The organism is Steroidobacter cummioxidans, from assembly GCF_003104955.1.
Genome location: NZ_LSRW01000088.1, coordinates 20781 through 30346, shown reverse-complemented (window position 1 = coordinate 30346; position 9566 = coordinate 20781). Strand labels below are relative to the sequence as shown.

General features: G+C 62.6%; 10 protein-coding genes and 1 tRNA gene. All 11 read right to left on the bottom strand.

All coding sequences use genetic code 11. The features are described from left to right. Positions 1-218: pilus assembly PilX family protein (locus D0550_RS30535; protein WP_241520972.1), on the bottom strand; the 218-nt coding region annotated here is incomplete at its 3' end. Beyond that, positions 215-1216, bottom strand: coding sequence for a prepilin-type N-terminal cleavage/methylation domain-containing protein (locus tag D0550_RS30530; RefSeq protein WP_116812973.1), 1002 nt, complete (start codon positions 1214-1216; stop codon positions 215-217). The genes D0550_RS30535 and D0550_RS30530, both read right to left, overlap by 4 nt. Next, entirely contained in the window at positions 1213-1686 is a 474-nt protein-coding gene (gene pilV / locus D0550_RS30525; RefSeq protein ID WP_116812972.1) for a type IV pilus modification protein PilV, read from the bottom strand. Before pilV ends, D0550_RS30530 begins: the two co-directional genes overlap by 4 nt. A 2-nt stretch (positions 1687-1688) precedes the next feature. After that, entirely contained in the window at positions 1689-2207 is a 519-nt protein-coding gene (locus tag D0550_RS30520; RefSeq protein WP_161966138.1) for a GspH/FimT family pseudopilin, read from the bottom strand. A 355-nt stretch (positions 2208-2562) separates the two neighbouring features. After that, positions 2563-3288 (bottom strand): oxygen-binding di-iron domain-containing protein, encoded by a 726-nt coding sequence (locus D0550_RS30515; RefSeq protein WP_116812971.1) that lies wholly within the window; start codon positions 3286-3288, stop codon positions 2563-2565. Next, a complete protein-coding gene (locus D0550_RS30510) occupies positions 3285-4241 on the bottom strand; it encodes an NmrA/HSCARG family protein (RefSeq protein ID WP_206606635.1) in 957 nt (318 codons plus the stop codon). Before D0550_RS30510 ends, D0550_RS30515 begins: the two co-directional genes overlap by 4 nt. Before the next feature lie 10 nt (positions 4242-4251). After that, complete coding sequence (locus tag D0550_RS30505) at positions 4252-4827, bottom strand: c-type cytochrome (RefSeq protein WP_206606634.1); 576 nt, start codon at positions 4825-4827, stop codon at positions 4252-4254. A 5-nt stretch (positions 4828-4832) separates the two neighbouring features. Then, complete coding sequence (locus D0550_RS30500; protein WP_153067424.1) at positions 4833-5885, bottom strand: hypothetical protein; 1053 nt, start codon at positions 5883-5885, stop codon at positions 4833-4835. A gap of 104 nt (positions 5886-5989) precedes the next feature. Further along, positions 5990-8644: a helix-turn-helix transcriptional regulator gene (locus tag D0550_RS30495; protein ID WP_116812968.1), complete on the bottom strand. Its 2655-nt coding sequence runs from the start codon at positions 8642-8644 to the stop codon at positions 5990-5992. Positions 8645-8740: 96 nt separating this feature from the next. Next, entirely contained in the window at positions 8741-9148 is a 408-nt protein-coding gene (locus D0550_RS30490) for a hypothetical protein (RefSeq protein ID WP_153067423.1), read from the bottom strand. A 283-nt stretch (positions 9149-9431) separates the two neighbouring features. Next, positions 9432-9507 (bottom strand) — tRNA-Lys (locus tag D0550_RS30485). Positions 9508-9566 lie beyond the last annotated feature (59 nt).

Below are 9566 nucleotides of genomic sequence, written 5' to 3'. Positions count from 1 at the left end.
ATGATGACCGCTCGCTGGCATTTCAGCGCGGACTCGGCGCGCTGAAATGCCAGCGAGCGGTCATACATGTTGGCGCTCATGCGCTCCTGCAGGTTCGTGCCACGAACGCTCGCCAGCCCGATCACAGTGGCCACCAGGAGCAGGACCAGCGCAACGCCTCGTTGAGTGGCGGGGCCGGATCGCATCTGCGATGGAATGTTTCGTAACGAACCGGTCATAGCACCCGATTCCTCAATGTAATGACATTGGCGAACTCGCGCTGCAGCCGTCCCTCGTTCACGCTGGCATCGCTGGAGATGCGTTGATCGATGCTATCGATCGTGAGACCGACTCTGACCGCAGTGACGTTCGACCAGTTGGTGACGGCGGCCGGTGCTTGGAAGCTGTCACCGCCCTCTTGCAGGTACGTCAGGGTCATATTGGAAACGCCGGCCACTATTTCCTCCGCCGGCAGCTCCATGCGCTTGCGGAACAACGAGCGCCCGCCGCGGCTGTTGATGCCGACGTACCAGTCCACCGCCATGAGCCGCGCCACCTGCGAGCCGGGCGAGTACTGGTACAAATTGTTGTTCGGACAATTGGTGGGATAGCCCAAGCCCTGGGAGCAATTGTGAGCCGCCAGGCCGCTCCCGCCGACGGCGTAATTCACTTCTGTATCCGTCGCGTTGTAACTCCGCACAGCGAAGATTGCCGCGTGACTGAAATTGCACACCATCATGACGTCGCCGGCGGCGATGCTGGTGGGTGCCGAGTTGAGCTTTAAAACTGCGTCGCTCACCCGATGAGACTGAACAGCAATGCCATTGCCGTCGAGGCCTTGCACAAGCAGCGAATCGGTGCCTTCGACCCTCGCCAGGGTCCCGGTACCAAACACGGCCGCACCATCGGCATCGTTGCCGCTGAAGCCGCGCATGGCGAACCAGGTCTTCCACCACCTGGGGTCGGTTTGGTCCAGTACGTTGGCGATTCGACCGTTGCTATCGCAACCGGTTACGCCCGCCTGGCGAATGTCGCGTGCCATCAGTTCGAACGCGGTACGCGCACTCTCCTGCAGCTGTGACAAGCCTTCGTTGGTACGGTAGCTCTGCCGGTTGGCGATGATGACGCCCGTGGCACCGCCGATGATGACCAGCCCAAGTATCATCGCGACCATCAACTCGACGAGAGTAAAGCCGCCGTTGCGGCCCGCGAGACAGCGGTGCAGATGCTTGCTCATAGGAGCACCACTGTCCTTAGCTCTTGCGTCCTGTCGTCCTCGGCATCGTCCGCGGGCGCTAACGGTTGTCGATCCTGCCAGCGCACCACGATCGTGCAGACTGCACCGTCGCAAGCGACGCCGCCGGTCGCACCCTCGCCCAGATTGTCCAGGAGACTTTGCCGCCAGGCGATGAGGGCCGCCCTTGAGTAAGGCGTGCGGGCTTCGCCATTGCCGATCGCCGCGCCGGGCTCGATGTTGAAGCCATTGTTGGTCGCGGTGACTCGATTCGCACGCATGGCGTCGGCGATCGTATGGGTCTGCATCACCGCCATGCCTCGCTCCATGGCGCCCTGATTGCTCTGCAGGCTCCACATCTGCAAGCCGGCCATACCCAGCATGCCAATCGACAGCACCAGCAGGGCAATCAACACTTCGATCAGGCCGACGCCAGCCTGCTCACGAACGGATATTCGATTCGCGTGCCTCATGCTCAGCAAGCACCCTCAAAAGGTTTTGTCTCCAACCTGCTGCCAACGCCCATCACGATTTGGCGACGGGTCTCTGGATCGGCGCTGCGCGTGGAGCAAACGTTGATCTCCTCCTCGTTGATCACGGCACCGCCCGTGCGAGCCAGGCCGTCCGAGCCGAACACCACCCGATCGCCCGTTAGCGTCGAGCGCACGGCCAGGGCATTGGAAAACTCATTGATCACGCCGCGGCGTACCACAACGCCCCCCGGGGCTGCGGGCCGCACGATCCAGAACTGCCAGTTGCCGGCCTGCGGGCTGCATTCGGTGCTGTCCGCGCCGTTCGCTCGACATAGCACCATGCTGGTATTGCGCTTGATCGCCTCGGAGCGAGCGAAGTTGATGGCGGCAACCAGTTCGTTGGCCTGGGCGGTGACCCGACTGGTCACCGTCATCCGATTGAACGACGGCACGGCCACCGCCAGCAGAATACTCGCCACGAAAATGGTGACCATCAGCTCCACGAGCGTGAAGCCGGACATGCGGGCGGCCGCGAGACCGGATACTTGCGTCCCTAACATGATCGTCGGCGTGCCTCGATGGGCAGGAACCTGTCCTGGGGTTATGGGCAAAAGGATAGGGATGTCGCTTTTGTAATTCGCGACCTGTGTCTCACTGCTAGCACAAACTCAACGGCGAGCGCCCGTTCTTGAATCCAAATTGCGACTCGCCGGCTCAGGGATTGACTGATCCACCGTTGCGTTAACTGCGCAGGAGGGATCGGGCCCCTCGTCCAGGACACACATGCACCGGGATCCCGCCTCCTTCACATATTATAGACAGCGACCGGGCGAGACTGAAATCGCCCGGTCGCCCCGCCCTTGCTCATGGGTTGGGTCAACCCGCCAGCCGCCTTCCCAAGGCTCGTAACAGTTGCGCACCCTCTCCCTGCCAAGCGCTCCCATGCATGCACGCCAGCGTCGTGGGCTGCTGCTCGGCCAATCGGTCCAGCGTGGCGGCGGTTTGTGGGGCGTGTGCGAAGTAATCCATAGGCTGACGGAACGCTTCGCTGGGTTCGAGAATGTCCTCCGTGGTCAGCGCGCGCTCGCCCTTGCCACCTTGGGTGAATAAGTCACCGCAGAAGAAGGTCCGCGTCGTAGTTTCCATCAACAAGCCGCACTCCCAGGAATGCGGAACGTGCGGCGTATAGAACCAGCGAAATCGACGACGCCCGGTGACGAACTCTTCACCGTCGGCCAGCGCACGTGGGGCACGCTCGGCGAAGTCGGCAACGCTGGTCATCGCCGCGATGTGACTACAGAAAGGCACCGCCTGCGCAGCCACTGTAAGGAATGCATTCAAGGCGCCGCACTCATCGGCCTCGAAGTGCGACAGACCAATGTGCCTGAGCCGCGCGACCGGCATGACGCTGGCAATCGCCGCCTGCACGACCGGAAACAGTCGCTGCTGGCCCGTATGAAACAACACCGGCTCATCGTCGACGATCAGATATTGATTGAAGCTGAAAGCCGAGCCCGCGCCGATCGCGACCGGCGTGTTGATGCGGTAGATGCCGGGGCCGACCTCCTGAATGTTCGTGCCCGTAGTGGTGTCGGTGATCATAGGTCCCCCGTCAAGGAAGCTTGCAGACGATCACGGTGGCTGGCGAGCCACTGACTGAAGCTCAGCAGGCCCGGGTGCAGCTCGCGTGACAGCGCCACCGGCCGCTGCGCGCAAAACTCTGCGTTGAAATCACATTTGTATTGAAACATGTTGGCCAGATCCTCCGCGCCTGGAAAGCCTAGCTGCGCATAAACGGCGTGCGGCATCGACACATGCCGCACCGGCTCGCCCAGCACGACCGACAATTGCGCACTCATGGCCTCACCCGTCAGGTGTTCGCCGGCAATTCCTAAGGTCTGCCCGATGAATCGCGGGCCGCGCTTGAATATCCCGAACGCACAGGCGCCGATGTCTCCAGCGGCGATACCGGGCAGTTTCCGATCACCCATCGGCAGCAGGAAGCTCAGCGCGCCGTCCGCATCGCGCCGCGGCCCCAGACCGAAATGAATCAGGTTGTCCCAATAAAAGGAGGTCCTCAGAAACGTGGTCGGCAGCGTGCGAAACAGCGCATCGGCCTCACCCTTCGCGTCGAAATGCGGCACCTTGTAACGCTGCATCAGCGTCGCCATGCGCGCGTCGTGCAAAGGTACACGCTCGCGAGTGTCCTCGAGCGTCGACCAGATGACGTGTGACACCTCAGTATGGCCCGCCGCGTGGGCGATGTTTTCCGCTTGGGCGTATTCGCGCTCCGGTGAGAAGTGCTCCCAGAAGTTGGTAACGGCATACAGACCGTGCGCCCCCGCGAATGCGCGCTCCAGGCTCGCCGGCTCGTCCAGATCGCCAAATACGACCTCCGCCCCGAGAGACGCCAACTCACGCGCGACTGGAGAATCGGGCTTGCGACTGATCGCCCGCACCGCGAACTTGCGATCGGCGTCGGAAAGAATGGAACGCACGAGGCCCCCACCCTGCGCCCCCGTAGCTCCGACGACCGCGATAATTGGTTTGTTCACGGTTATCTCCTTAGTGCTCCGTGGCAGCGGTAGCTGCAGTCGAAGGCGCAGGCAACGCCTGGGGCACTCGGTTGTTGACCGCGGGAATCGACTGCAAATAAGCGAAGACCGCTTCGAGATCCGCATCGGTCATTTGCTTGTACATGGCAATCGGCATGGGCGGCAGAATGGGTCGGCCGCGGCCGAGGTGACGACCGCTGCGAATCGTGTCTTTGAAGTTGCGAAGCGTCCAGCGGCCCAACCCGGTTTCCGGATCCGGCGTGAGATTCGCCGTGAAGCTCACCCCCCACGGCCCAGCCCACGCCGTGTTGGTCGCTGCAAACGATGCAGCCCATGGGCCGGCTGGCAAGGTCGGCGCCGTCGGCATGACCAGCGACTCGGGATGACCCGACAGCATGCGACTCATATCTGGCTCCGGCCCGTTCGGGCCCACTTTCAGTGGCGTGTGACAATCGTTACACGCCGCGATCGTCACAAGGTATTTACCGCGCGCCACTTGGCCATCCGGTGGCGCGGCCGAGGCCACCCCGAGCATCAGCACACACGTTGGAACGATGGTAAGGAACGGTGCGACGAATCGTTTCACGAGAGTTACTCCCTGGCGGTGGATGGATGCATGTCTCGATCGATCCAGCGCGCAATCAGCGCCAGACCTTCGGAATCTGGAATTGCCGTGCCAAGCGGCGGCATCTGCGCACTTGCGTCGCGCGCTCGCATTCTCATCAGCAACGCGCTGTCGTGAGATGCGCCCGGCGCGACTAGCGGCACTGCTGTCGTCGTCCCTGGCGCTCGGAACTGGCTCGACGCGGCTCGCAGGGAGCGCAGCACCTTTTCCGTGCTGGCAGGATCGGCGACGTCTTGAGCCAATCGCAGATCGAGCGGGACCGAAGCGTCCGACGCTCCGGGATTCGTATGGCAATGACCGCAGTTGCCGTGCAGATATCCCAGCGCGGCGCGCTCTGTCGGCGACGCGGCGCTGATACGCGGCGGAGTCTTGAACAACGATACCGGCAGATTTCTCACCAGCCCGCGTTCAACCAACTGACGCAGGTCGACCTCATTCGAGCTCGGCGACTCGGCGTGCACGGCAAGTGAATCCCGATCGGACGAGAGCTGCAGCGCGCTGAAGCCCAACACCGGAACAGCTGGCCCCTCATGACACGCACGACAGTCCGACTCCGATGGAATGGCATACGTGCGAGGCTGAGGGCCACTCAGCGCAAGCGACGGAGCGCCTTCCCTCGACGCCAGTACAGCGTCCTTTCCATCCTCGCTCCAAACGTATGTCGCGTATTGCCATGAGCCGTCGGCAAGACGCTCGATCAAGCGCGTTTCCACCCGCCGCTCCAACCGAAACTCCTTCCACAGCCGCGTGCCGTTTGGAAACTCCCACGCCCCAGGACGGCTCGCATCGATAAAAGTGCCAGGCGGTAAATAGATCCAACGACGTTTGCTGGCGCCGTCGGACCACAGCGGGTATTGCGGCGAGAACGGCAATACGTCCGGGCGCACTTCGGAGTTGGATCCTGCGACGAACAAGCCCGTGTCACGCAGATGCTCAGGCAGCGCCTCGTCACCGTGTGCAAGCAATCCCATGCCCGAAAGAGCACCGATCGCCGCGGCCATGAGAACTTTGCAACTCATGGTGAAATCGTGCCCGCAAAATCGCGCACGGACATCGCCTGCAATGGGCTATTCGCACCGCCTCGATGGGCCATGCCCGGGCCATGCCCCTTGGTACGAGGCGATCAGAGCGGGTTTTGATAGGTCTGCACGGCTTCCGCCCGCGACGCCACGCCGAGTTTGTCGAGAATGTTGGCGACGTGGCGCTTGACTGTGTGCGGACTGAGGTCTAACGCTCGTGCAATAATTTTGTTTGTATCGCCCGCGGCGATGCGCTGAAGAATTTCCCGCTCGCGTACCGTCAGCCGGGTCTGGCAGTCCGTCTCCTTTCCTGCGACGACTGGAGTCTGGGCGCGCTTTGCCCAATCCCGAAGCTGCGCGAGCTGATGTGGCGCAAGTTCGTCGCGCCACGACGCGGCGGCCAATCGCGAGATTGCGCCCGGACCGGCCAGCAAGGCGCCCCCCATTTCTCCCGTCGACGCGATCTCATCGAACAACGGACGCAAAACAAAGGCGGCATGTTCGCGATGGCCCAGCGCAACCAGAGAGCATGCGTAACGCACTCTCGCCTCATGTGCCTGGCCGATGATGTCGATGGCAGGCTCATCGGCAAGCGCTCGAGCCCAATGCTCGCACGCTTCAGCATGCCGCCCCTCGATGGCGGCCAGACGCGCCGGCACCGTGAGCAACGGTGCACGCAACATGGGCTCGTTCGTGATTCGCTCAGGCGGCGGCATGCGAGCCGCAAACTCACACACCGATTGCGCATCGCCGACGGCGTCTGCGATACGCAGGCCATAGAACACGTAGTGCCCCAGCATGGATGTATATTGGCCGAGGCGCCCTTGCGTATCCTCATCGAAGTAAGCAAGCAGCTCGCGCATTGCCTGCATGGCTTCGTTCCGGGCACCGCTGGTGGCGTGTGCTGCCGCCCGAAACGTGTTGAGAAACATTTTTAAGTTGGTGGGCATGCCCAGCCAACGCGCGTCTGCTTCGGCCACGGCGATCAATTCCATCGCTTGCGCCTGCTCGCCGCGCCACAGTGCGAGCCACGCGGCAATCACAGTCGCAATCGTCTGCATCTGCGAAGGCGCATCGCTGCTCCGGCGCATCGCCGTCTCGACAAAACGCGACAACGGCTCACGCATTCCCGGCAAACGCACATACAACGGTCTGCCGAAAACGTGAATCCAGATCTGCGACCCGTCGAGCTTCTCCAACAGTTCGACAGCCTTCGCATAGCGTCCGGCCACCGAGCCGAAGTCTCCGCTGTCCAGTGCGTGCCATGCATGCAAGGCGAATGCGACGACCCGCGTATCGGGGTCGAGTGCGTCCCAGGAAATCTGGGCGAGCTTTGCAGCGGACTCACGCGTGGCGCCCTTGCCGGTCAGCGCGATGGCCTCGGCGATCAAGGCTCGCTGACGCAGCGGCTGGTCCCCCAAGGCTGAAAAGCCTGCGACCGCGACGCGGGCGTCATCCGTCATCTGTGCCCAGTCCCAACGCCACCACGCGGTCAGCGCGCGCACCAGTGCAATCATCGGTGAGGATTTGCGTCGCTCTGCCGGAAACTGCGCAATCAATCGCGGCACCGCCTCGACGACGCCGTTGGAGAGCAGCTGACTGGCCACGTCGTTGAGCGTGGACTCCGCTTCTGCCCACGCGCTTACGCTCACGAGGAACGACAGCCGCCGAATTGGATCCGGCTCGGTATCCGCCGCCGTGCGTAACAAGTTCGGCACTTCATCCGGCAGCTCGCGTCGCAGACGATCGTTGAGACATTCACGAAACAGATCGTGCAATGTAAGCGTCAACTCACCAGCGTCGCGCACCGTGACGAAAAGGTCGCGCCGTTCTATTTCATCGAGCAACGCGGCCGCGCGCGGATTGCCTGAAATTGCCGCGCAACGAGCAGCAGTCAGCTCTGGCAGCACCGAACAGCGCATCAGGAAGGTGCGCAGCTCGACCGACATGTCATCGAGAACTTCGGCCGCAAGATAGTCAAATACCTGTCGATCCAACGCTCTGGCCGGCGCCGGCCGCGCCGTTTCTTCACCCGCACGAATCGCGCTCAATGTGAGACGAAGCGCGGCTGCCCAGCCACGTGTGCGCGCGAGCAAGCGAGTCACTTCGGATTCCGGAATGGCGTTCGCATGCCCGCTCGCGGCGACCAGCGAAACGATCTCGTCGCGATCGAAGCGCAGCTGCGCCTGCCGGATCTCAACCAGATCATCCGCTGCTCGCAAGCGAGCCAGCGCGAGCGGCGGATCGTTACGACTGCCGATCACAAATCCCCAGCGCTCCGGCAGACGTTCGAGCAGCAGATCGACGAACTCGAACACTTCCGCAGCGGCGATGCGCTCGGCATCGTCGATAACTATCAGACCGCGCGGCGACTCGCATGCCGCGAGCGCATTGAGCAATTCATTGGCGACGGCGCGACGCTCACGGGAAGAATTCACGGCTGCGGCCACCAACGCGTCCGGGGCCGTGCGCCAGGGCAAGTCGAACGCTTCGAGCGCGGCGAACAAACAGACCAGGAAGCGATGCAAATCATCGTCTTCGTCCGCCCCGATCCATGCGACCGCCGTCTGCTCTGGAAGCAATTCGAGCTGCCGCGTCAGTGCAGCGGTTTTGCCAAACCCAGCCGGCGCGACCAGCACGGTGAGGCGGCAACTCGCCAATGCCTGCGCCAGGCGGCGCTCGAGCGCCGGCCGCACGACGAGATGACCGCGCGAGCGCGGCGGCCGAATCTTGGTGAGCGCGAATGCCGAGGATGACACTGGGTCGACCCGAGCCTGGCTTTTTCGCCCATCATAGCCAGGGCCGTTGGCGACGCCAGCGGTTTTCAGCGCTGCATTGCGCAGCTGTTCTGCCGATTAGTTCTGTTCTTTGAACAGCTGGCTGCGCAGCGCTTCGACGAACGCATTGGCTTCCCCACGTTGCCAGGGAGTGCCCCTCGCCGCCTGACGATCCTGCCCGGCAGTGTTGACCGCGACGGTGGGTGAACCCCAGAAAGCCAGAATCGCGCAGACGATGGAGAGCAGGCCTAAGAGAGCATTGCCGGCCGTCGTGGCAGCCCCGAGCAGCGACAGCCCGATCAGCAACAAGAGAATACCCAGCAACACGGACCGGGAGATTTCCAAACGCACGGATGTAACGTGATTCAAAGGAATGTCTTCACGCGCCCCGCCGCCAAGCCAGCCGCGCGCAGCATGATAGATCACACGCCTGCTTGTTACTGTTCCAAAGGCGTTGCTGACGAATGTTTCTTCCCCCGCGCCCATGGCCCATATCTCCTTTGACGCCCCGGCACGGGAGAATGCCTGATGCACACCGATGCGCCGTGACACGGACCACACTAATGGCCGTCGCCCTCTTGAAGCCGTGATATGGGTCGCACTCAATCCTCGCGCAGACCTTCAACGCGGCGCCGCGGCAGCGTGCGATCGATCTGCAATCGCAATGCGCCCGGACCCGGCGCGTAGATCGCAACTCGCATATCCCAATCCCGGATATGCCGTTAGGGAGCGAGGGGCTTGAGCCTGACGGTGCGTCAGTATTGGGAAATGGTGGGTCGGGAGGGACTCGAACCCTCGACCAATGGATTAAAAGTCCAGTGCTCTACCAACTGAGCTACCGACCCACGGGAGATAGGCGGTCAGGCTGGCTGGCCTGACGGGGCGCGCATCATACCTAAAGAGC

Excerpts from the sequence above, each read along its gene's own strand:
- D0550_RS30515 (WP_116812971.1), bottom strand. The coding sequence starts at position 3,288 with ATGATCACCGACACCACTACGGGCACGAACATTCAGGAGGTCGGCCCC.
- D0550_RS30530 (WP_116812973.1), bottom strand. The coding sequence starts at position 1,216 with ATGAGCAAGCATCTGCACCGCTGTCTCGCGGGCCGCAACGGCGGCTTT.
- D0550_RS30520 (WP_161966138.1), bottom strand. The coding sequence starts at position 2,207 with ATGTCCGGCTTCACGCTCGTGGAGCTGATGGTCACCATTTTCGTGGCG.
- pilV (WP_116812972.1), bottom strand. The coding sequence starts at position 1,686 with ATGAGGCACGCGAATCGAATATCCGTTCGTGAGCAGGCTGGCGTCGGC.
- D0550_RS30500 (WP_153067424.1), bottom strand. The coding sequence starts at position 5,885 with ATGAGTTGCAAAGTTCTCATGGCCGCGGCGATCGGTGCTCTTTCGGGC.
- D0550_RS30490 (WP_153067423.1), bottom strand. The coding sequence starts at position 9,148 with ATGGGCGCGGGGGAAGAAACATTCGTCAGCAACGCCTTTGGAACAGTA.